We start from the raw sequence: 22,538 nt of genomic DNA on the forward strand, positions 1-22,538 counted from the left end.
GTTATGACGATAACTCCTCAATGACAATGTGATGGTTGGTATAAATATCGATGCCGGCGGCGATTTGCATGCTTTGTTCGACAACCTGGGAGGGTAGCAGTTCAGTATGAGCCAGGAGAGCTCGAGCCGCCGATAAGGCATAGGGTCCGCCCGATCCAATGGCCAAAATTCCATCTTCCGGTTCGACCACATCACCCGTGCCGGTAATAATGAATGAATGTTCCCGGTCAGCCACCGCCAAAAGCGCTTCCAATCGTCGGAGGACTCGGTCGGTTCGCCAATCCTTCGCCAGCTCAACAGCGGCTCGAGTTAGATTTCCTCGGTATTCTTCCAGCTTCGTGTCGAATTTTTCAAATAAGGTAAACGCATCTGCTGTGGCTCCCGCAAAGCCGGTCAGGACCTGGTCTTGATGCATTTTCCGGAGTTTCCTGGCGTTACTTTTCATAATCGTGCTGCCGACGGTGACCTGGCCATCACAGCCCATAGCTACTGAAGCCCCCTTGCGGACGCACAAAATCGTAGTGGATCGAATCTTCATCGTTTGAGAAGGCCTCCTTCTGGGGGTATGGAGTGAGAAGAGCCGGATCGGGGATGTGCCCGGTCATAAACGGCCATGAGTTGGTCAGTTGCCACATGGGTGTATTTTTGGGTTGTGGCGAGCGAAGCATGCCCCAAGAGTTCCTGGATGGCTCGCAGGTCCGCGCCCTCATCGAGAAGATGGGTGGCAAAAGAATGGCGCAAGGTGTGGGGAGTAACCGTCTTATTGAAACGGTGTTCGGTCTCTTGCTTCATCATGCGTTCCACGCTTCGAGCGGTTAATCGTCCTCCTCGAGCATTAAGAAAAAGGGGTTGGGATCCTGAGCAGGGTACGAGTGGAGCTGATGTTCCGGTTGGTACAACCTTGTTCTTGTGGGGCAGATGACGTTGATATTCCAAGATGACCTCAGCCGCCACTGTGCCAATAGGCACCATCCGCTCTTTTTTCCCTTTCCCACGCAATCGGATCGATCTGGTTTCTAGATCCACATCTCCCCAATTTAATCCGACCAGTTCTGATACCCGGGCTCCGCTTGCATACAACGTTTCTAGAATGGCGTGGTTTCTCAACTCAATCCATCTCTGGGATGCTGACGCGTCTAACAGGGTATTGGCTTCGTCCTTGGTGAGGACAGTGGGAAGACGTGTTCCTTGTCGAGGTGAACGAACCGTCGATGCCGGATTACGCGGTACCCGTCCATCTTCAACTAAAAAACGGAAAAAGCTTTTGAGGCATGCCAGTTTTCTGGCAAGTGAGGGTTTTTTTAACCCTTGATCGCTGAGGCTCTTGAGAAAGGATCGAATATGGATGGAGTCAATTGCACCAGGCTGTGAAAGGTCATTCACTGAAAGTGTGTGTCGAATGTGCGCCATGAATTGTTTGAGGTCGGACTGATAGCTTCGGCTTGTTTCAGGTGAAACTCCCCGTTCCAATTGAAGGTACATTACGAAAGCTCGGATTGCGTCATCCATGCTTTGAAATGGGAAGTAGCCCGTTCTTGGATGAGTTGTCGTTTCTTCTGTTTGTCTCGCACCGGTGTATCAAGTGGCGGGTATAGTCCAAAATTGGAATTAATCGGTTGAAAGTGCTTTGGCTCACAGGTCGTAATGTAATGGAGAAGTGCTCCATGAGCGGTAGAGGGTGGTGGGGTGACCGGTGAACGGCCTGATAAGATGCGAGCGGCATTGATTCCGGCTATCCCTCCACTAGCTGCAGCCTCTACATAACCTTCTACTCCAACCAATTGTCCGGCAAAAAAGATGCGAGGCTGTTTTTTTACTTGCAAGGTGTTTTGTAAGAGGATGGGTGCATTGATATACGTATTTCGGTGGATGCTTCCACATCGTAAAAATTCTGCCTGTTCCAAGCCCGGGATCATTCTGAAGATTCGGCGTTGCTCCGGGTAGGTGAGTTTTGTCTGAAATCCTACCAGATTGTAGCAGGAGCCATATGCGTTTTCTGGACGTAATTGTAGCACAGCATAGGGTCGTTGGCCGGTTTTAGGATCAATTAATCCCACAGGTTTGAGGGGACCAAACAATAAGGTTTGCCGACCACGGTCGGCCATGACCTCAATTGGGAGACACCCTTCAAAATACGGCACGTTCTCGAAAGACTTTGGTTGGACGCGATCAGCTTCGATCAATGCATTATAAAAGGCGTTATAGGTTTCTTCGTCCATGGGACAATTCACGTAATCCGCCGTACCTTTTTCATATCGTGATGCCAGAAACGTCCGGTCTGTGTTGAGGGAATCGGCATCCACAATTGGTGAGATGGCGTCGAAGAAAAACAGATTTTTCGATTGAGTGAACTGGATGATCGCCTCAGACAATTTTGGTGAGGTCAAGGGGCCGGTGGCAATTATGCACAGCGCATCCTCGGGAATTTCGTGGATCTCTTCTCGAAGAATTTTGATATTCGGGTGTTCGGCTAATGCCTGGGTCACCTTGGAGGCAAATTGGTCTCTATCTACTGCTAATGCCGTCCCTGCCGGGATTCGCACCTCGTCAGCAATTCGGATGATCAAAGAGTTCAGTTGGCGCATCTCCTCTTTCAACATACCCGGAGCGCTGAGGGGATCATTCGATCCAAGGGAATTTGAGCAGACGATCTCGGCTAGGTGATCGGTCTTATGCGCGGCTGTCTCTTCCTTGGGCCGCATTTCATACAGGGTCACTCTGGCTCCAGAGTTGGCCGCCTGCCAAGCCGCTTCTGATCCGGCTAAGCCGCCTCCGATAATGACGAGGTCTTTTCTCATAATTGTGTGAGAATAATAATTGAAAAAGTCGCTGAATAAGGTATTAAAGAATAAATTCTAAGAATCGCCGGAAAAAGGTGTCAACTTTCACACGAGGAACATCGACCCGTCAAGGCATGAATCACGCGTTGATGAATGTCTGGAGTGCTTCCGACCAACCCGTGGAGATTGCGAAAATTATTGAGGCCATATTGGATGGGTTTCCCGTGAATATCGGTAAAGTACCCACCGGCACCTCGCAAAATGGCTTCAGGTGCACAGGCATCCCATGCTTTGGTATACGGACTGGGTTCAATGTAGACATCAGCTGTTCCTTGAGCAATCTGAGCAATTTTCAGTCCCACACTTCCCATCTGTTGTTCTTTGTGGATGGGTAATGATTGTTTAATGGTAGAAAGTGCTGGGGATCTATGGGAGCGAGAGGTAACTAATGAAATGTTGGTGGGGCATTTGGATTCGCAAGCGAAGAGTTTTTGGCGGTCCCCGTTGCGTTCTACCCAAGCCGTCTGGTCCGTCAGACCGGCATAGAGTTCGTCGCGGGTAGGCCAGTAGACGACGCCAAGTTTGGCATGAGCATCAATCGTCAGTCCGATCATGATGGAAAATTCCCCGTTGTGTGCAATAAACTCTTTCGTTCCATCCAGGGGATCTATGTACCAGGTCCGGCCTGTCGTTAAAGAGTTGCAGGGTAGGGGGCTTTCCTCCGCCACGATTGAATCTTGTGGGAAATGTGTGTGTAATTCATCTACGATAAGAGCGTTGGCCTGTTGATCGGCCTTGGTGACGGGATCGTTAATGCCCTTGTACATGACCGCAAAACCATTTTTATAGATTTCCATGATAATCTCCCCAGCCTTCCTGGCCAGATGCGAGGCGATTTCGATTTCATGAGAAAAATCTGGCATTGCTTCCTCCGGTGAAAGAAGGGGAATCAGAAGGCCGATAAGGGTGTTGAAGAGGAATAAGAATTTTTCTCGCACCTACGGCCTGTGAGATATATGCTGCCATTTACTATTATCCTATTGATATTAATCATGATTTTGGTCGCGGCGTATTTGCCGAAATTTCGTCGCGTCCTAGGGGTGATCCTGATGGTTCTGTTTGGAGCCATCGCGTTCATTATTTGGCAGGATACCCAGGAGCGGGAATTGGAGTTTCAGCGGATTCCTATTAGCCAGGTCCAACTTTCTCACATGGACGTTCGACCCGGACTGAACTCCCGATCGTTTGTGCTGACTGGGAGGCTTGAAAATGCAGCTCAAATCTTTACCATCATTTCCGTGACTATCCAAGCTACGATTGAGGATTGCCATGCGACGGAATGTGAAATTGTTGGGCAAGAAACCGCAGAGATCTCGTTGGAAATCCCTCCGAAACAGGCGAGAGATTTTTCTTTAACCATTCCTTTTTCCGCGATCCCAAAAATTATTGGTGAAGCTACGTGGCGATACGCTATTTTGAAGGTAAGAGCCAGATAGGCCATGTTCTCTTTTTTGCCTGCCGGGGGTTTTCATTCCCTTTTTCTCAATCTTAGGTCTTTACTTCTTCAAACAAATAACAAATTGACAGTCATGAAGCTCTTTACTGTGAAAAATTGCCTATTGCATCTGTTATCGACAATTGTCAAATTGACAATTTTTAATGCGCCTTCTTATACTAGGCTAGGTTATTAAGGAATATTCTTAATTATAGGGCAAAAGACTCATAGGTATATTCTCAAAAAGTCAAATATTTTTGACCGGTGGGTCTTTTTTGATCTTGAGATTTGCTTATTGTCTTCTTACAGTAAGGAGATGCAACGGGTAGTATTGTCAATTTTTTTTAATGGAGACATGAGGGTACGATGACAACTTCTTATAGGGTTATGCCAGGACCCGAACATTTTTTGCCACCGTCGGCGGCTTCTATGGGGATTCGACTCCCCGACCCAGGTCAGGGACATATTCATGGTAGCATAGTTTCTGAAGAAGAAGCCTTGGAGGAAGCAGCCAGACAGTTTCTTTCGGCCAAAGTTCCTACAATTTTCCCTGGACCATTGGTCCTATGGGCTTGGAATGACAAGGCTGCCAAGAAAGCCAAAGCAATTCGCCATTTGTATGAAACCATTAAGGAATGTGTGGATTCTTCCTGTCAGCAGGCTATGCTTATTCCCATGCCGGATTATAGACCGAAGTATCCTAAAATTAATCCTGAAATTGAAATTAACCCGAACCATCCAAATTTGACCATCTGGCATAATAAAATTGATGCCTGTATGTTTGTGGGCGTCCATTGCCATCAGGCCAATCTTTCTCTCAAGATCATTCGTGGTGGCACGAACTGTTATACTATTGCTATGTGTGCGCAAGCAGGCCATGAAGATGCCATGTTGTCCGTTCGTGACGCGACAGCTGATAAAATAATTAGATTGGCAGATTGGGTAAAGAAGTTGAAGGGGTCGGTTCCTCCTCCTGTGAAGCATTAGGGGAATCGTTCTGGGTCCGTCTTTATTGTAGATGAAAATATGAAGTGCTTGTTCTGATAAAGTTTCCTCTGTGATTGTAAGTATTGTATTTTAGGAAAATCTGACGTTTTTCACCCTGAAGCAGAAAAAGGAGGTCAAAGTTATGGCCGCTCAAGCTTCTTTTATAGGACAAAAAAACAAAAAAGAGCAGGTGTATACCGATCCCTGGCACATGATGAATGAGGCGGCAAGGACGCCATCGTTCTTTACCGGGAGCGAAGTCATTAAAGAGGCCGTACGTCGAGCCTCCTGTGACATAATGGTCGCGTATCCCATTACACCTCAAAGTGAAGCTGCTGCTTTGTGCGGGGAACTCTTTGCCGAAGGTTATATTGGTGATTACTTCCGAGGGGAGAGTGAATTTGCCGTCATGTCCCAATGTGCGGGAGCAGCTTTTGGTGGTGCCAGAGTATTTACCACCACCGCTGGACCAGGCACGATGCGGGCTATGGAAAATTTCCCCATGTGGGCTGGAGCGCGATTGCCTATTCAAATGATTGTAACCTGTCGTGGCATCAACTCTCCGCTCTCGATCCAGCCGGATACTTTGGAAATTTCTTATCTGATGCAGACGGGTATGCTGGTGTGGCATGCAGAAACTGCACAAGATTTTTATGATTGGATACTCAAGGGGTACATGGTATCGGAAGAACCTGATGTCCATTTGCCACTGGCCTTATGCTGCGATGGATTTTTTGTGACCCATACGAAGGATATGGTTGATCTGACCCCCGTGGATATGTGCCTGCCACCGTACGATCCTTATCGGTCACCTGTTCCATGTATGGACATGGAATGCCCTCCTGTTCGCATGATGAGAGATCCATTTGTGATGAAAAGCAATTATATCAGTTACGCCACCCATGCGAGTTGGCAGCAAGAGGTTTGGGCGGCTGTTGAGCGGTCCAGGAAGCATACTATCCGTTGGATGGATGGACTGATTGATACCGAAAATACTGATGCGGATATCATTGTCGTGGCCTCGGGAACGGCAGTCTCGCAAAGCCGGGAAGCCATTGCGATATTGGAAGAGGAAGGGATTAAGGTTGGTTTGGTGAAGGTCAAAACTCTACGCCCATGGCCAGGAGAGGAGATCAGGGAGGCTACAAAACATGCGAACCACATTATTGTTCCTGAATTTAATGTCACTGGATGGTTGGCCCGTGAAGTGAGTGCAACCATTCCAAATAATAATCGGGTTCATGCGGGTCCCCATGTATGCGGTGGGATGACGATGCCGCCTGAAATAATCGCTGCTGAAATCAAAACGGTGTTAGGCGTTAAGGCACCTTCCTTGGCTGGGCGTGGGGGTTGATGCAACGGAAAGTCCTCGATGAGAGTATGGCTCTCAAACAGATCACGACAATAAGGAGAAATTCATGAGTAAAGAAAGAATAAAAATCGCAGAGGAGTTATTCGATATCATGCCCGCTGAGTATCAGGATTTAGTTAAGCGGGCGACGTATGGGAATGAGCAACGGGGATGGAAGGATATCGGTAATGCAAAAGAGCTCATTGAAGAGCATTCCCTTTGCGCTGGATGTCCAGAGTCCATGGCATTTCGCTATATCCTTGCCTCTTTGCCGAATCCAGAGGATACAGTGATGGTGGGTTCGACGGGATGTACCAGCTTGGTATTCCCACATGTGGCGGTCCACAATATCCATTCATTGTTCGGCAATCAAAATGCCGTTGCATCTGGGTTGAAACGGGCGTTGACGGTTCGGTTTCCTGATCGCCACAAAGACGTAGTAGTGCTGGCAGGAGACGGGGCTACGGTGGATATTGGTTTAGACATGACCTTGCAGGCCTGGTTCCGTCAGGAGAAATTTACTACCATTTGTTTTGATAACGAGTTGTATGCCAATACCGGTGGTCAAGAGAGTGGGCTTATGCAAAAGGGTTTTGTTGCCAAGATGGCCCCTGTAGGTAAGACTTTTGAAAAAGTTCGTCTTCCCGAAATTGCCAGGGAATCCGGTTGCCATTATGTGGTGAATTGTACGGTCAGCAAACCAAATCTCATTGAAAAAGTAATTAAAAATGCTGTGCATATTGCGCGTGAAATTGGGCCAACTTACCTCCAGTTGTATACGCCATGTATCTTGGAAATTGGGAAAAACAGTATGGAAGGTTTGCAGGAAATGCGTGATTCCGAAAAGCCAACAGAACGGTTTGCATATAAAGAATATGTTAGTGAACCGGCAAAGGAATTATTGGCCGAATTGGCAGCGAAGGAAAAGGAACGAAAGGCTGAAGCGAAAAGGCAGCTTGCTTCCCAAACAGTAACAGTGTAAACGGCTGGACATGTGAGAGGAGATATTCCATGATTATACGTCGAATCAATATCCGAATGTCAGGCCTGGGAGGGCAGGGTGCCGTGACAGCTGCCCATGTCATGGCCATGGCTGCATCTAAGGATGGTAAGTTTGCTATATCAAACCCATTCTTTGGAGCAGAAAAACGCATGGCGCCAGCCGAGAGTTATTGTCGAATAGGGTTGAGAAAGATTTACGACCGTGGCGAACTCGTGTTTCCTGATGTGATTCAAGTATTTCATCCTCAAGTCATTACGATGGGGAAGAGTTATACGATGCCATTTTATTCAGGGATCAAAGAGGGTGGGCTTGTGATCATTAATACCGACATGCCCCTTTTGTCTGACGAAGATGTGAAGCGACTCAAAGATCTCAATGTGTCGGTCTTTAACATACCAGGGACGAATATTGCCCTGGAAGTTGCAGGGACTGAATTGGCGACAAACATGACCATGATTGGTTCGGTAGCAGGAATTACGAAGTGTGTATCCATGAATGGCTTGGATTTGGCCTTACAAGAACGGTTTGGTAAAAAGTTTGTGGCATCTGGCGGTACGGCAACGCTGGACGAAGCCATTAAGAAGAAGTTTGCGAAGAAAGAAATGTTGTTAAAAAAGAATCTCGATACGGTGGCTAGATCTTATGAAATCGCTGCGGAATGGGCGGAGAAAAATAAGGTTGAATTAATGGTTGGAGAAGCCGCTGCTGCGTAAATACCGAGAACCTCATGATCGAAGGAAAGAGATAGATGTATAATGTTGCCTTAGTGACGGAAGAAAAGTGTGTGGCGAAAAAAGGCTGTCGGCTCTGCATCATGTATTGCCCGGAAGCTAATTGTTTGGATCTCAATTCAGACAAAATGATAGCCGAAGTGCATATTGACAGGTGCAAGGGTTGTGAGCTGTGTAAAGTCGTGTGTGACGCCGCTAAACATGAAGCCATTGAGATGGTCGCTGTAAATTCAGATGGAACCTTAATGGAAAAGGCTGGAGAAGCCGCGGAGTTGGGTCAAGCCTATCAGGGGTAACTCTAAAAGACGAAAAGCCCTACGATCTTCCGTCTGGTGATTGGTCGTAGGGCTTTTTTATTTGTTTGAGGGGAACCGCCACCTAATAATGCATTAGTTGATTTAGAGGTAAGATAAAATGAGTATCGATTTGAATGATCATATGCAGAAGTTGACCGAAGAGATGGAAAATTTTCATCATGCCTTAGAAAGCAAAGCACGAGAGATCGAAATCAATGGGGGAGACCAGGAAATTGTTGGCAAACTTATAAAAGGCACTGATGCCATGAAAGATAGTGCCAATATCTATTTATCCTGGGCACGACACTACGTGAAGTTATCTGATGGAGGTGCGTCAGAGGCAGATGAGGGGGAAGAGGATTCTGCGGATTTTCAGTTCTAAGTCATAAAAATCCGTAAAATACTTCATCGGATCTTGAAGAAATCCGGCCGTCAGGCTATGATCATCTTTTAACTGAGAAGATTCGCACTTAACTAATATTCGTTCCTCGGTAGCTCAGTTGGTAGAGCGTTCGGCTGTTAACCGAATGGTCGCAGGTTCGAGTCCTGCCCGAGGAGCCACATTGGCTAAAGCCCTTTGCATTCTACGATTGCAAAGGGCTTTTTTTTGTCAGAAGCAAGCTATTCTATAAAATGCAGATGAGCACTTCATTCCTCCCTCGCCCCAATACTTAATTAACAGCCATTAGCCACTTCCATGTCCGGCGGAATTCGGAAATTCTGTAATTAATGAGTTGTAGTATAGTTTTTGCTTTAGGAATTAGTGATATCACCAAATATGTTGAATTCAAAAGTTTTGTTCATTTTATCCAAATTACAACCGAGCCTGTATAAATCCAAAGAAAGGATAATGCCTAAGTGAATTTTTCTCTAGGTGATGAACAACCAAACTATTAAAAATGTCTGACTCTTTCCGACTTATGGGATCCGGAAATCAGTCTGTTGGTCGTTTCGGGAAGTAGTCAGAAATGGCCTAACAAAAATGACATATTCCTAGAAGGCGATTCAGGCCAAGGATTGGTCATCATCTTGTCAGGCAAATTCAAAGTACATTTAAAGGGCAAAAACGGGCAGAAATGTATCCTCTCGTATTTAGATTAAGGAAATTTTTTCGGTGAAATGGCTATCCTGGAAGCGGCTCCACGGTCCCCATCAGTGATAATGGTGGAGCCTAGTGGGTTTTTTATTGAGCTGAAACGAGATGACGGAACTCTTAAAAAACCATTTAGGCATTGTTATGAAATTTCTCAAAAACCTTTCCCAATGATTGCGAACAGTCAGGGAACAAGATCGCAGTCTCGTGATGTCTGATATTTATGGGGGTTGTGGGTCGATGTCTGTTTGATTAAAGAGAGGTCCAGTTTGGGTTAGAGACTCAGAGGCGATGATGGATTTCCCATCGCCCATACTTCAAGGAATTAACCAAAATGGTAGGATGCATCAGTGAAACCTTGAGTCGAACCCTTAAGGCTCTGAAAGAAAACGGAAGACTTACGATTACCAGGAATATATCTATATCAATAGATTATGGGATTGAAGTCCCACAGATCTTGTTTGGTGAAATTGATTATTTTTAAAAAATATGGATTTGGCAAAATGTGAGGGTAATTACACCAAAAAAGTGATGAACGTCACAGGCACGAGACATGGAATGGGATAAATTAAAAAAACAGAAAAGATGTTCTGATTGTCTTTTTCCCAAAGAGTAGGTAACTCCCAGAGGATTTCACGATTTGAAATTGATCCGATAACTACATTTTTTGAATTTTGCAAACTGTGTAGCATACATATGAATCATTGCTTTTATTCGAAGGGCTTATTGTGAATATTCGGGTATTGGGAGCCCATGGGTCTGATCTGCTCTTGAATGGACCGACCAGTCAGCATATTTGTCGGAGCGTAGGGTTCTTGGTTAATGAAGAACTGATGGTAGATGCTGGAACATTAGCATCAGGACTCACTTTAGAGGAGCAAAAGCGGATCACACATATTCTCCTTTCCCACTTGCATTTAGATCACGTAAAAGGCATTCCCCCACTTGTCGATAACATGTCAGGACGGGTGGATCATCAAATCGTGATAGCAAGTTTACCCTCGGTTTTAGTTGGACTCCAGAAGCATGTCTTTAACGATTTAGTATTTCCGAATTTCTTCCATCTTCCAGAATCTCAATATTCCATGGTACGTGGCGAGGAGTTAGAGCCCAAACGGGAATGGCGTTTGCCTGGAAGAATTAGAGTAACCCCCATTCCCGTTAACCATACCGTCGAAACCTCGGGGTTTATTATTCAGGATGACGAGGTGGCCTGGATTTATAGTGGAGATACCTATGTGACGGAAAACCTTTGGCAAGAGGCGGCCCGAATACCAAATTTAAAAGGCGTCTTTATTGAGGTATCCTTTCCCGATTCAATGAAAGCTTTGGCCTCTCGAAGTAAACATCTCACGCCAACTCTTTTAGCCCACGAATATCGAAAAATCGGAAAACCTGATCTGCCCTTATACGTCTACCATATGAAGCCTACCGTACGAGACCAAATCATTGATGAAATAAGCCATCTGGACATCCCTCACGTCACCATATTGGAAGAAGGCCAGGAAGTGAAATTTTAGAAATGCCATTTTTCCTTAGCTCTCTATTCTTCACGTTCATTTCCCAAGGTTCACCCGCTTTTCAAACTATCTCATTGGCGTGGTGTAGTCCTTCTTTATTCAAACCTACAACACCTCCGACAATTCCAATATCTGCCTTGGATCTTTCGGATTTTTCATTCTCTCTCTCAGAAACAGCATCTCGATCCATCAGTCCTGTCCTGAGTAATTTGAGGGGGACCATGGAGCATTCGGACTAAAAGACCATACAGAGATCGCAATGATTGACCTTGGGAGATTCAAAGACAAACAGTCGTCAACCAAGACATGTATCTAAATAGATAAATTATGTATCCAAATGGATACCCTTCCGTGGTGCCTGACATGGCATAACCACAGCTGAAATGCTTTGAAAACGGAAATTTCTGTTTTCAGCCAAGTGGTTATCTTCAAGGAAATTGGTAAGGGCACCCAACATATGAATGGTATTGAAGTTGCCTCAATAACAACTTACGTGATCAAAATCACAAAAACCATGAGCCTCAATCATCTTCATGGCATGATCTCCCAATCCATGAGAAAGGATTGTAGGGGTGCGACATATACAGAGAGAGTCGCTTGGGCTCGTGCCTTTGAACACGCAATCGTTGCTTCCTAATGAACCCGCCTCTCTGGGTTTAATTCCTTGGTGTCGCCAAGGAATTCACGACGAAAGGAGTCGGATTCGGAGGGAGGTAGAAGGTGCGGAACACGGATGCTCCCTCCTCCTCACTAGTCTCAGACTTTGAAAAACAGGATTTGCCAAGTCGTTGAGGCGTCGTTGGGGCATAGGAACGATTCGATGACTCGTTGCGCAGAAATGTGAGAGAAGGAACATGCCCATGCAACAAGAAACCGTCATCTTTAACCGACAGATCATCCGTCTCTTCAAAGGTATTCTTAAAGCATGGGAACAATGGGTGGATGAAGTCGAAAATGTCAAAAACCACAAAGGGCGCGGTGTTGAGACCCAAGATTTGGCGGCACGAATTGTCAGAAAAAAAGAAGAGGATCCAAATGGCGGGACCATAAGCCCGTAACGTCCTCTAACCTTCGGACGCTTTCTCCCCTCGCGTCATTCGACGCCTCGTGTCGTCAAAGCCTCCGAATTCAAGCCACGGTATCATTGCTAGGAAATCCGAGAAAAAAAGGAGTGGAATACTGTATGAATATTCTCACCCAAAATTCCCCGTTTTCCGCTTATCAATACATCGGAAGACGAGCACACAGGATGCATCTCCTCCATACACTAAACATGGGTGAAATATGACCAGGAACGAAGTTTCTGTCTGTTCCACTTGGCTTCTGTGCATCAGCTTCTTGGCTGTCGGGCTTACCACGTCGGTCACCTCGGCTGCGGAATGCCATCCGATTGTGGCGACGGTCGTGTCCGTTCAGGGCAGAGTGGAGGTCCGCCGCGTGCATGTCGAGAAATGGAAGCCGGTGAGTCTCCACGATATTCTCTGTGCCGGGGATCGCATTCGGGTAGGTGACGGAGGCCGGGCGGATATCGCCCTTGCCAATCAAGCGGTACTCCGGTTGGATCAAAACACCACCATCACGCTGGGAGGAATTCAAAAGGAACAGACCGTTCTGGTCGTCCCCGTCGACAGTGCGACCGATGTTTTCACCCGTGCCATTCGCGCGATAGAGATAAACACCCCATTTGTCAGTGCAGGTGCGGGGGAAACGGAAGGAATAATTCGGATCAGAGACACTCAAACGGAATCACCATCCTTGATGGGAAGGGTGTGGTCGCCTAGGGATGACCGAACGTTTTCTCTCGCCGGGTGGAAATCGGTCGTTTCAGCAAAGGTAAAAGCGCTGGCGTAACCACATGTCCTCAAATCCGGTGATGGTCGATACTGAAGAAGGGAGCCAAGAGGGATGGCCGGTACATCAATGTTATTTGTTCAAAATAAAAAGGCAGCCAGAAGGGTGAGGGGGTAATGGTATTTAAAGTGGAAACAAACCATGCATTGACCGGCTGTATGAAATTTTTTGAATCATGTGGGTAGTCTTTATGGGATGACTCACACAATTTCATGGGAGAAACAGTTGTGGAATTGGAATGCAAATCCTCCTCATTTCAGATGTCTGTTACGGACCGGCGTAAAGAGCCTCGCCGGATAGAAGACCGACGATTGATACAGCGAAACCGGGAGTTGGAAGCGGCCCGCCGCATGACGGAAGTGCTTTTTCAGAATCTTCACACTGATGAGCTGGTTGAAAAAACACTCACCACTGCGCTGGAGGTTGTTGGAGCGGAGAGCGGATCCATTCTTCTCGCCAGTCAGGATTCGGAGGAGCTCGTGTTCCGGCATTCCATTGGAGCCAGCCCGGTAGAAACCGGAACGGCGATTCCATGGGACAAGGGGATTGCCGGGGCCGTGTTTCATTCAGGAAAGCCGATCGTGATCCCGGACGTCAAACGGGATCACCGCCATTATGAAGCCATCGATGTGTTAACCGAACACGTAACACGGGATATGATCGCTCTGCCCTTAAAACGGTGGGAAGGAAAGCCTATCGGTGTGTTGGAAGTCCTGAATAAACGCGAATCGCTTCTGGATGAAGAAGACGTGGCCATCCTGACAATTGTGTCCGCCCTTGCCGCTAACTCGATTGAGCAATCCCGTCTTTATCGAGAAGCGAAGCTCGCCGTCATCGTGCGAATGTTGGGTGATGTCAGTCATGACATTAAGAATATGTTGATGCCGGTGTTATCAGGGGCCCAATTATTGGAGGAGGAATTGGATGAGCAATTCCCGCATTGGATCGACGGGAAGATGAAAGGGGCTGAGACGAGTTATGCCAACTGTCAGGAACTCACCAGGATGATTGTGAACAATGCCAGGCGGATACAACGGCGCGTGCGGGAAATTGCCGATGCGGTCAAAGGTGTCACGAGTCCTCCTCATTTTGCCCCCTGCCAGATATCGGCTGTGGTGAGGGCCGTGTTCGCAACTCTTAAAACCTATGCGGCGGAGCAGGCGGTCCTTCTTGAAACCGACGGTCTGGACACACTCCCTGTCATTGAAGCGGATGAACACCGTCTTTTTACTGCGTTTTACAATCTCATCAGCAATGCCATTCCGGAGATTCCCGGAGGAGGTGTGATATCGGTTTTTGGAGAGAAGGACAATCCGGGAGAAGGGATTCTCATCACTGTTTCTGACAATGGTCGGGGCATGTGTCCCGAAGTGCGGGATCGCCTTTTTCACCCCGAGGCCATCACCACCAAGCAGGAAGGGACGGGGCTGGGGACCAAAATTGTCAAAGATGTGGTGGATGCACATGGAGGACGCATTGATGTCGAAAGTGAGCTGGGTGTGGGCACAACGTTTTATCTGTATCTTCCTGTGCACCCTCCAGCACCGAGATTGTGAAAATTGTCCCGACGGCTGGTCTTATTGTGAGGAGGCCTGATTGGTGTGTGCTTCTCAGTGGACGACGAGTATGAAGCTGATGGGATAGGTCGTTCGGAAATGCCCACATGGAGCAGTGGGTACTGACGGTTCTGGTGGTATCTTCAGGAATGAGATTCCCAGAATCAGAGGAGAGGCATTCGTGGCCAAACTCATTAAGGCCGTTTTGTTTGGTCTGCTCATTGGTATCGTGGGAGTTGTTTTCAGTGTTGTCCCTCTCTCTCGTAGTTTTGAAGAAGATGTTGAATTAGGTCTCTTGTTCCAATTGCGAGGCGTCAGGCCGCCACCGACTGAGGTGGTGGTCATTCGTATTGATCAGGATTCTTCAGAGCATCTCAACGTCCCTGATAATCCTGATAAATGGCCTCGCTCTCTTCATGCTCGGCTAACGGACGGGCTGTTAAAAGCCGGAGCCAAAGTCATTGTCTTCGACGTCAATTTTCTGGAAGCCCGATCTCCGGAGGAGGATGTAATTTTCCAAAAAGCTATTCAGCGAGCCGGTAATGTGGTGCTGGCAGATGCGGTACATTTGAAAAAAGTTCCCATGGGTGTGATGGCAGAAGCCGGGGCTGACCCGGATAGCATCGTGAAAATCTCGAAGCCATTTGCGCTCTTTAAGGAAGCGGCCGCCGGAACCGGGCCATTTATGCTTCCAAGAATCCCCTTTAGGGCGAACCAGTATTGGACGTTTCAAAAAGGAAGGGGCGATACGCCAACTTTTCCAATCCTGGCACTCCAATTGTTTTCTTCATCGGTCTATGAAAAGTTTATTGATCTTCTTGATCAGGTGCATCCCAATTTAACCGGCCGACTTCCAAGTGATTTTGAGTCAATACGAACCAGCAAAGGCCTGGTGGAGTTAGTACGGAATATCAGAAAAGTCTTTGAGGGCAATCCACGTTTGGCAGAAGACATGTTCAAAGCCCTCGGGCCTGTGGGATCCTATCGAGCTGATGTAAAGAACTTCCAGCAACTCAACGCACTTATCAAGGTTTACGGAAACGCTCAGGGTCGGTATCTCAATTTCTATGGACCCCCTCGGACGATCCCAACCATTTCCTATTATCAGATCCTGGGATCCGAGTCGGATGCCACCATGGGTGCTCGAAATGATCTGAAAGACAAAGCCGTCTTTGTGGGACTTTCCGAAATGTTCCTTGTGGAAGGAAAAAATAGTTTGTATACGGTGTTTTCCCAGCCTAATGGCGTCGTCATTGGAGGCGTTGAAATTGCGGCCACGGTTTTTGCCAATATGCTGGAGGACTCTTTCGTCCAACCCCTGAGTCTGGGTGCCAAAATATCGCTTCTCGTGAGTTGGGGGCTACTTGTTGGGATGATTTGCCGAATGGTCCCGACGATAATGGCGGCAGGAGCGGTCCTTGTCTTATGTTTCCTGTACCTGGGAGGAACCGTTTATGCATTTAAAACCGCCTTCACGTGGTTACCCTTCCTGATTCCCTTGTTAGTGCAGGGTCCGCTGGCTTTCGGGAGTGCGGTCTTGTGGAACTATTACGAGACCGATAGGGAGCGAAAGAATATTCGGAAGGTTTTTGGCGACTATCTGCCCAATAATGTGGTGGATGCGCTGTCCTGCGACATCGGTAATCTCAAGGGCGGCCCTCAAGTCGTCTATGGAACCTGTCTGTTTATCGATACCGTCAATTATAAGACATTATTGGAAAATCTGAATCCTCAGAAAATGAACGATATGCTTGGGAAATACTTTGAAGCGCTCTTTATGCCCGTCCGCCACCATGGTGGGCTCATCGTCGATCTGAAGGAAGATTCGATCCTGGCGATCTGGAAAGCGCCACAGGATACGCTGAGCTTGAGGAAACAAGCGTGTTTCGCGGCATTGGATATTGCAAAATCTGTTGCTCGGTTTAACCGGGAAGTGGCATCGTATGGTCTTCGCACCGGGATCGGATTGCATTGCGGGCAGTTTGCCGTCGGAAGGGTGGGGGCGGTCGATCAGTCCCGTCCCGCTGGAGATGTGCTCAATACTGCCTCCCGGGTGGAAGGGTTTAATAAGTATCTTGGAACGACAATAGCCGTGACGGGCGATGTCGTCCATGGACTTGAAGCAGCCTTTCTCATGAGAGAGCTTGGACAATTTAAACTCAACAGAAAGGAGCCGTCGTTTGTCATCTACGAACTCATCAGTCGCTTCGAGGAGTCTGACCCAAATCGAATGAGAGCGAGTGGGATCTTTGCTAAGGGCCTTGGTGCATTTAGAATACAAGATTGGGATATAGCCCGAGAATTGTTCTCTCAGTGTGTTGACCTTGTTGATGGAGATGGACCTTCGGAGTTTTATCTCCAACTCTGTGAACAGTTCATCAAACATCCACCGCAGGAACCATGGGATAAAGTGGTGACACTAGTGAAAAAATAGCCCTGATTTTGTCTGATCCTGCTTGCCCCTTCCTCCTGGGTGATCCCTTAAATGCCCTACAAGCTATTTTTTTGAAATTTTGCTACGCTTTTCTGATAATTCTCCAAAAGTGGTACCGCTATGGTGAAGAACTGGTCAACTTTGACATCATTGGGGAACGAGCCGTGAATCCCTCGACCCAACTGGATCGAAAGGAGCGGGAACTGGAAGCCGCCCGGAGAATTAGCCAAGCACTTTTTCAGCATCTCAGCGTGGAAGATGTGGTGGAGCAGGGATTAAAGATAGCCTTGGAGGTGGTGAACTGCCGGGCCGGTTCCGTGTTGTTGGCCAATTCGGAAACGAAAGAATTGGTGTTTTATCATTCAATTGGTGACCAGCCACTCAAGCCCGGAACCGCATTTCCATGGACGCAAGGCATTGCGGGATCGGTTTTTGTCACGGGAGACCCTGTGGTGATTAAGGATGTGAAGGAGGACCAGCGTCACCTTGAGAAAATCGATCAACTGAGCGGATTCCATACCAGGGACCTGATTGCCATTCCTCTGAACCGATGGGAAGGACATCCGATAGGCGTCCTGGAGGTGATGAACAAGCGGGAGGACAGATTAAATCAGGACGACGTGGCCATCTTAATGATCATAGGGGCTTTCACGGCCCTGGCCATCGAGCAGGCGCGATTATTTCAGGAAGCCAAATTAGCCGAAGTGGCCAGAATCCTGGGGGACATTGGGCATGACGTAAAAAATATGCTGATGCCGGTCATGTGTGGGACATCACTTTTGAGAGATGAGATGAATGACGTCTTCGCCGATCTTCCAGCGTTTGATCCTGACAAAGGCCGGGCGAGTTATGAATTATGTCTGGAAGTCATTGGGATGGTGGCCAATAATGCCAAACGGATTCAAGACCGGGTAAAGGAAATTGCCGATTGCGTGAAGGGTTTGACGAGCCCTCCACGCTTTGCCCCTTGTAAACTTCACCATGTGGTTGCTTCGGTGTTTGATACCTTGAAGCTGGCCGCTCAAGAAAAAGGGATTTCTCTGGCTCATGAAGGAATTTTGGAATTGCCGGTGATGCAAGCCGATGAATCCCGGCTGTTTAATGCCTTTTATAACCTTGTCAACAACGCCATCTCCGAAGTTCCCAAAGGCGGGTCTATCACGATTACGGGACAAATGGAGGCTATGGGAAAAACGGTTCACGTGTCCGTGATTGATACCGGGCGTGGTATGCCAGCCGAAATTCGAGATACCTTATTCACGGCCAGGGCGATAAGCCGGAAACAGGGTGGAACCGGGTTGGGAACAAAAATTGTCAAGGATGTTATCGAAGCCCATTCGGGAGTCATCGGTGTCGAGAGTGAAGTGAATAGAGGCACCATTTTTCACATTCATTTGCCCATGGAAGTGCCGGCCACGTTTTTTTCGGATCACGTGTCTTCTTGAAAATTTTGATAATCAAGTACGAGGCGCGTTCAATGTTCTTCCCGTTCATTGCGCTCTCCTCACTATGTACTTGCTTGTGGTGACCATCAAAGTACAGCAGATACCTTCCCGGTTTCTTTTTCATTTATAAGGTACCTGAGTCGTTAAGGGGATCCCTGTGGGCCATTCTCCTCTTCGTTCTCCCGCCTTTCAAATCGGGGTCATGACTCTCCTGGTTTTTCTGGGTGTCATGGGGCTTCGGTGGGAAGGCATTCTGGAAAGTGCGGAACTGGATGCTTACGATTGGTCGATGCGTCTTCGTCCGACCAATACAAGGACAAACCCTCCGATTACGCTGGTGTCTATTACAGACCAGGATATCCGTACATTAGGGCAATGGCCGGTCACTGATGAAATCATGACAAGAGTCTTAGACATCCTGACGACATATCACCCTCGAGCGATCGGAGTGGATATCTATCGGGATATGGAAGTGCCGCCGGGTCGGGAGGAATTTAACCGGGTTCTTAAGGCGCACCCGGAAATTCTGATGGTCATGAAATTCGGGAAAATTGAGAAGGGGGGTATTCCCGGTCCGGCCCTCTTACAAGGAACGGATCGTGTCGGGTTTAACGATGTGATCGTGGATTCCGGGGGGATCGTTCGCCGCGGTCTCTTATTCCTGGATGATGGAACACATTTCTATCGGTCGTTTTCTTTGCTGCTCGCTCTGCAATATTTACAGCAGGAGAGTGTAGTCCCAAAACCCGCCATTGAGAATTCAGACTGGGTGCAAATTGGAAAAACGGTCATCCGCCCATTCGAATCTCATGATGGGGGTTATGTTGGAGCGGACGCCCAAGGGTATCAATATCTATTGGATCTTGAACGGGGGGAGAACGTTTTTCCTATCATTTCTTTGGGAGACGTTCTGGGAGGGACATTCAATCCGGAATTGATTGAGGACCACATTGTGCTTATCGGGGTTATCGCCCAGGGAGTCAAAGACTATTTTTACACCTCCCAATGCGGAGCACTTACGGTGTGTGACCAAATTCCCGGTCTTGAACTGCATGCCTATATGGTGCACCAACTGCTCCGCTTAGCGAAGGGGGAGGGCCAAGCCCCCATTGCGACATTTCCAGATTCCCTGGAAACAGCCTGGATCGGGCTATGGGTGCTCGTGGGCGGATTCATCGGCTGGTGGGTTCGGGGTGCCTGGCGTTTCTCTCTGGCGGTGCTCATGGGGATGCTGCTGCTAAGCGGAGTGGTGGTGGGCGGGATGATGTATGGAACGTGGATACCATTTATTCCTCCAGCCGTGGGATTGGTGGTCAATGCCATGGTGGTGACAGCCTGGCTTTCGAATCGGGAAAAGCAGGACCGGACGATCCTGATGTCGCTTTTTTCCAGACATGTCTCTTCAGAAGTGGCTCAGGCTGTCTGGGAGAAGCGGGAGCAATTTTTGGAAAAGGGCCGGTTGCGCCCACAAAAATTGGTGGTGACGACGTTGTTTACGGATCTTGAAGGGTTTACGACTGTTGCAGAAAACATGGAACCTAACACGGTTCTGGACTGGCTCAACACGTATATGGAGCGAATGGTGAAAATCATCGACAACCATGGAGGGATGGTTGATGATTATCATGGAGACATGATCAAAGCGGATTTCGGGGTATTCCGGCTGAGTCAGACTGAAGAAAACAAACGGCAGGATGTCAACAATGCGGTCAGTTGTGCCGTGGCCCTGGAACAGGAAATGCGATGTCTGAATACTCAATGGCAACAGCAAGGATTGCCCGAGGTGCGAATGCGGATAGGCATACAAACGGGGCCGGTTGTGGTCGGAAGTCTGGGCAGTGAACAACGACTGAAATTTACGACCATTGGAGATTCCGTAAACATTGCCTCTCGATTAGAAAGTTTCCAAAAAGACTCGTTGGAGACCTGGCCCAAAGATGAAGTCTGCCGGATCCTTATTGGAGAGACGACCAAGCACTACCTCGGGGACCATCCATGGGGATTCAAAGAAGTTGGCGTAATCACGTTAAGGGGAAAAGCCAACGGCATTAGGGTGTACCGTCTGTTCCCGAAGGCAGGCAGTCCTGAACAACGTTCGGCTATGACTTCCATCGAACAAGCCAGGGGATAGGTCATGGGCCTGGGATTTTGGGTTGTAAGCGAATACCCTCCTCAGGTGAACGGAGAAAGGGAGGGCTGGTCGGGTAGTTGCCTTCTCCATTCACACCTGGTCATAATGTGTACAGTTGATGCTCCCTGCTGTCCAGTGGTGTGGAGTCAACGGAATTTTCAGGAACACCGCCATGGCGAGTCGATCCGGAAAACAAGAAATCTCTCACAAGAGCATAGACCTCCCTGAAACATTTCTGCTTCACATTAACCAGGAGCAGGAATTACGAACCTTGTTACAACTCATTGAAAAAGAATCACGCCGATTACTACAGGCGGAGGGGATCAGTGTGTTTCTGCTGGATCGGAAGGAATGTGAGCTGTGGTTTCCTCTCCCTGTGAATGGACGGCTCCTTCGCCTGGATGCTCGCTTAGGAATTGCGGGTGCCTGTATAGCCTCCGGAGAGTTGATTAATGTCAAAGATGTGCAATCGGACTCAAGATTTTTTTCCGGTATCGACGCACAAATGAATCAGCAAACGCAGACCCTGTTGGCGTTGCCGGTTCGGGACAGAACCGGCGACATCATTGGAGTCTTTGAATCCGTGAATAAAAAGGGCAGGGACTTTACGGCCCAAGATGAGAGGGTGGCTCAGGCGTTGGTGGATAGCATCGCCATCCCTCTTCAAAAATTCCATGTCATGGAACAATTGCGGCGGGAACGCGAACGGTTGCAACAGGAAAACGCGCATTTGTGGAAAGAGGTCGAAGGACAGTACTCCACGAAAAAGCTGATGGGAAACAGTCTGCCCATGCAGCGACTGATCAGAGTCATCGATCAGGTCAGAGATAGTTCAGTGGATGTGCTTATTACCGGAGAAAACGGAACCGGGAAAGAATTGGTGGCCAAAGCCATTCATTACAGCAGCCCCCGAGTCCGTCAACCGTTTGTCGCAATCAATTGTGCCGCCCTACCCGAAACCTTAATTGAAAGTGAATTATTCGGCATCAGCAAAGGGACAGCGACCGACGTGGAGGCCAGAATAGGCAAATTTGAACAGGCCAATAAGGGCACGCTGTTTCTGGATGAAATTGGAGATCTGGGCGTAAGCGCCCAAGCCAAAGTATTACGGGTGCTGCAGGAGCGAGCCGTCGAGCCGGTGGGAAAGCGAGAGTCCATTCCCCTCGATATCAGAATTATTGCGGCCACCAATAAAAACTTAGAAGCCGCAATTAAAGCCGGCACGTTTCGAGACGATCTCTACTATCGTCTCAAAGTGGTTCATGTGCATACGCCGGCCTTACGGGAGATTCCGGCAGATATCCCCCTGCTCGTCAATTATTTTCTGGACCTCTACAGCTCGCAGATGGATCGACCCAGGAAAAAACTGTCCGCCAAGGCCATGCAGCGATTCATGGAATATTCCTGGCCGGGAAATATCCGGCAGTTAGAGAATGAAATCAAACGGCTAATGGTCATGGTTCGTGGAGTGACGATACACGAGGATGCGGTTGAAGAAGGCATCCGATGCCCTGTTCAAACGACCGGAGGTACCATAGATCCGAAAGGCCGGAGCCTCCATCAAGCTGTCGATGAATTGGAGCAACGCATGATCAAGGAGACCTTGTTGGCCTGTCGGTTCAATCAGGTCCAAACGGCCAAACGGTTGGGCTTAAGCCGGCAGGGCCTCATCAAAAAAATCAAACGTCATAACATTCAGGTCAATCACTTGCGGGATGAAGTCTACGAATCCCCCTGATAACCGAATTGCTCTTCGACGGGTTTTCTTAAGATCCCACCCAGTCCCACAAGATTACTCTTCTCTCTTTCTCTAAAAACTCATCAACAACGATAGCCCATTCCCTTGTCTAAAAGGGTGATCTTGG

20 protein-coding genes and 1 tRNA gene are annotated in these 22,538 nt (G+C 48.1%); 16 read left to right on the forward strand and 5 right to left on the reverse strand.

The features are described from left to right. Nucleotide 1: 1 nt before the first annotated feature. From hslV to PJI16_06465, 4 genes are all read right to left on the reverse strand, one after another. Nucleotides 2-538 (reverse strand): ATP-dependent protease subunit HslV, encoded by a 537-nt coding sequence (hslV, locus tag PJI16_06450; GenBank protein ID MDT3777195.1) that lies wholly within the window; start codon nt 536-538, stop codon nt 2-4. Then, nucleotides 535-1,482 carry a tyrosine recombinase XerC gene (locus PJI16_06455; protein MDT3777196.1) on the reverse strand — a complete coding sequence of 316 codons (948 nt, stop codon included), beginning with the start codon at nt 1,480-1,482 and terminating at the stop codon, nt 535-537. The genes hslV and PJI16_06455 overlap by 4 nt, the downstream gene beginning before the upstream one ends. Further along, complete coding sequence (trmFO, locus tag PJI16_06460; protein ID MDT3777197.1) at nt 1,482-2,798, reverse strand: methylenetetrahydrofolate--tRNA-(uracil(54)-C(5))-methyltransferase (FADH(2)-oxidizing) TrmFO; 1,317 nt, start codon at nt 2,796-2,798, stop codon at nt 1,482-1,484. Before trmFO ends, PJI16_06455 begins: the two co-directional genes overlap by 1 nt. A gap of 80 nt (nt 2,799-2,878) precedes the next feature. After that, entirely contained in the window at nt 2,879-3,703 is an 825-nt protein-coding gene (locus PJI16_06465) for a 3'(2'),5'-bisphosphate nucleotidase CysQ (protein MDT3777198.1), read from the reverse strand. Between the two features lie 129 nt (nt 3,704-3,832). Between PJI16_06465 and PJI16_06470 the strand changes: the two genes are divergently transcribed. From PJI16_06470 to PJI16_06510, 9 genes are all read left to right on the forward strand, one after another. Then, entirely contained in the window at nt 3,833-4,276 is a 444-nt protein-coding gene (locus PJI16_06470) for a hypothetical protein (GenBank protein ID MDT3777199.1), read from the forward strand. Between the two features lie 365 nt (nt 4,277-4,641). Further along, complete coding sequence (locus tag PJI16_06475) at nt 4,642-5,262, forward strand: carbon monoxide dehydrogenase beta subunit family protein (protein ID MDT3777200.1); 621 nt, start codon at nt 4,642-4,644, stop codon at nt 5,260-5,262. A gap of 142 nt (nt 5,263-5,404) precedes the next feature. After that, nucleotides 5,405-6,616, forward strand: coding sequence for a transketolase C-terminal domain-containing protein (locus tag PJI16_06480; GenBank protein ID MDT3777201.1), 1,212 nt, complete (start codon nt 5,405-5,407; stop codon nt 6,614-6,616). A gap of 64 nt (nt 6,617-6,680) precedes the next feature. Further along, entirely contained in the window at nt 6,681-7,595 is a 915-nt protein-coding gene (locus tag PJI16_06485; GenBank protein MDT3777202.1) for a thiamine pyrophosphate-dependent enzyme, read from the forward strand. A 29-nt stretch (nt 7,596-7,624) separates the two neighbouring features. Continuing rightward, the gene (locus tag PJI16_06490; GenBank protein MDT3777203.1) at nt 7,625-8,329 is read left to right on the forward strand and encodes a 2-oxoacid:acceptor oxidoreductase family protein; all 705 of its coding nucleotides are present in this window, start codon (nt 7,625-7,627) and stop codon (nt 8,327-8,329) included. Nucleotides 8,330-8,364: 35 nt separating this feature from the next. Further along, complete coding sequence (locus PJI16_06495) at nt 8,365-8,643, forward strand: pyruvate ferredoxin oxidoreductase (protein ID MDT3777204.1); 279 nt, start codon at nt 8,365-8,367, stop codon at nt 8,641-8,643. A 118-nt stretch (nt 8,644-8,761) separates the two neighbouring features. Next, the gene (locus PJI16_06500) at nt 8,762-9,025 is read left to right on the forward strand and encodes a hypothetical protein (protein ID MDT3777205.1); all 264 of its coding nucleotides are present in this window, start codon (nt 8,762-8,764) and stop codon (nt 9,023-9,025) included. Between the two features lie 103 nt (nt 9,026-9,128). Continuing rightward, nucleotides 9,129-9,204, forward strand: a tRNA-Asn gene (locus PJI16_06505). Nucleotides 9,205-10,464: 1,260 nt separating this feature from the next. Then, complete coding sequence (locus PJI16_06510) at nt 10,465-11,256, forward strand: 3',5'-cyclic-nucleotide phosphodiesterase (GenBank protein ID MDT3777206.1); 792 nt, start codon at nt 10,465-10,467, stop codon at nt 11,254-11,256. A 61-nt stretch (nt 11,257-11,317) separates the two neighbouring features. Here the strand turns inward: PJI16_06510 and PJI16_06515 are convergent, their stop codons facing one another. Continuing rightward, the gene (locus PJI16_06515; GenBank protein ID MDT3777207.1) at nt 11,318-11,446 is read right to left on the reverse strand and encodes a hypothetical protein; all 129 of its coding nucleotides are present in this window, start codon (nt 11,444-11,446) and stop codon (nt 11,318-11,320) included. 670 nt (nt 11,447-12,116) lie between these two features. Between PJI16_06515 and PJI16_06520 the strand changes: the two genes are divergently transcribed. The 7 genes from PJI16_06520 (at nt 12,117) to PJI16_06550 (ending at nt 22,411) form a co-directional block, all read left to right on the forward strand. Next, nucleotides 12,117-12,314: a hypothetical protein gene (locus PJI16_06520; protein ID MDT3777208.1), complete on the forward strand. Its 198-nt coding sequence runs from the start codon at nt 12,117-12,119 to the stop codon at nt 12,312-12,314. A 226-nt stretch (nt 12,315-12,540) separates the two neighbouring features. Further along, a complete protein-coding gene (locus tag PJI16_06525; protein MDT3777209.1) occupies nt 12,541-13,107 on the forward strand; it encodes a FecR domain-containing protein in 567 nt (188 codons plus the stop codon). Nucleotides 13,108-13,319: 212 nt separating this feature from the next. Continuing rightward, nucleotides 13,320-14,663, forward strand: a complete 1,344-nt coding sequence (locus tag PJI16_06530) for a GAF domain-containing sensor histidine kinase (GenBank protein ID MDT3777210.1) — start codon at nt 13,320-13,322, stop codon at nt 14,661-14,663. Nucleotides 14,664-14,844: 181 nt separating this feature from the next. Continuing rightward, the gene (locus PJI16_06535) at nt 14,845-17,097 is read left to right on the forward strand and encodes an adenylate/guanylate cyclase domain-containing protein (GenBank protein MDT3777211.1); all 2,253 of its coding nucleotides are present in this window, start codon (nt 14,845-14,847) and stop codon (nt 17,095-17,097) included. A gap of 164 nt (nt 17,098-17,261) precedes the next feature. Continuing rightward, the gene (locus PJI16_06540; protein ID MDT3777212.1) at nt 17,262-18,542 is read left to right on the forward strand and encodes a HAMP domain-containing sensor histidine kinase; all 1,281 of its coding nucleotides are present in this window, start codon (nt 17,262-17,264) and stop codon (nt 18,540-18,542) included. A 157-nt stretch (nt 18,543-18,699) separates the two neighbouring features. Next, nucleotides 18,700-20,673, forward strand: coding sequence for an adenylate/guanylate cyclase domain-containing protein (locus tag PJI16_06545; GenBank protein ID MDT3777213.1), 1,974 nt, complete (start codon nt 18,700-18,702; stop codon nt 20,671-20,673). A gap of 172 nt (nt 20,674-20,845) precedes the next feature. Next, on the forward strand, nt 20,846-22,411 hold the full coding sequence (locus PJI16_06550; GenBank protein MDT3777214.1) for a sigma-54-dependent Fis family transcriptional regulator: 1,566 nt from the start codon (nt 20,846-20,848) through the stop codon (nt 22,409-22,411). The last annotated feature ends 127 nt before the right edge of the window (nt 22,412-22,538 follow it).

This window comes from Nitrospira sp. MA-1 (genome assembly GCA_032139905.1).
Lineage (GTDB): Bacteria > Nitrospirota > Nitrospiria > Nitrospirales > UBA8639 > Nitrospira_E.